The sequence below is a fragment of the Mesorhizobium sp. M7A.F.Ca.CA.003.01.2.1 genome, assembly GCF_003998945.1.
Lineage (GTDB): Bacteria > Pseudomonadota > Alphaproteobacteria > Rhizobiales > Rhizobiaceae > Mesorhizobium > Mesorhizobium ciceri.
Window position 1 is genome coordinate 1 of record NZ_RZRA01001426.1, and the last position, 877, is coordinate 877.

Sequence of the window (877 nt, forward strand, 5' to 3'; positions counted from 1 at the left end):
TTCGCTGCTGGTCGCGTCCATCTCGTCGCTCGCCGCCGTGACGCTCGGCTTCCTTTCCGCCTGGGGCTTTGCCCGCTTCGTCCTGCCCGGCTCCGGCCTGCTGCGCGGGCTGATCACCCTGCCGCTGACGGTCAGCTATCTCATCATCGGCATGGGGCTGCTGGTGCTGTTCAACTGGGCCGGCGTACCGAAATCGCTACTGGCTGCCGGCATCGGCCATGTCGTGATCAATCTGCCGCTGTGCTTTGCCATCATCTACAGCCAGATGGGCGACCATCAGATCAACATCGAGCGCGCCGCGCGCGACCTCGGCGCGCCGGAATGGAAGGTGCTGCTGTTGATCACCGTGCCGGTCATGGCGCCGGCCATCTTCGCCGGCTTCTTCCTGTCGATGACCTTCTCCTGGGACGAATTCGTGATCTCCTTCCTGCTCACCCGCTTCGACACCACGCTGCCGGTCGAGATCTGGAACCTGCTGCGTTCCGGCCTCAATCCCAAGACCAATGCCGTCGGCTCGCTGGTCTTCGCCGTCTCCATCGTGCTGGTGGTGTTTTTTGAACTGACATTGCTTCGGAGAAAGCCGGCATGAGCGCGCCCCTCGTCGACATCAGCAGTGTCTCGCATCGCTTCGGCCAGCACACCGTGCTGAAGGATGTCTCGCTGCAGATCGAGCCCGGCAGCTACACGATCCTGCTCGGGCCGTCCGGCTCCGGCAAGACGACGCTCTTGTCCATTCTGGGCGGCTTCGTCACCCCCAGCGAAGGCAAGGTGTTCATCCGTGGCGAGGATTGCACGTCGGTGCCGCCGGCCAAGCGCCCGACGACGACGGTGTTCCAGGACTATGCGCTGTTTCCGCATATGAGCGTCGGCAGCAATG

The 877-nt window shown here is 63.5% G+C and carries 2 protein-coding genes; both read left to right on the forward strand.

What is annotated here, in order from left to right:
* Window positions 1–589, forward strand: a 589-nt coding sequence (locus tag EN969_RS33205) for an ABC transporter permease (protein WP_164758760.1), incomplete at its 5' end; no start/stop codon positions are given.
* The coding region (locus EN969_RS33210) for an ATP-binding cassette domain-containing protein (RefSeq protein WP_127419856.1) at window positions 586–877 on the forward strand (292 nt) is incomplete at its 3' end. The genes EN969_RS33205 and EN969_RS33210, both read left to right, overlap by 4 nt.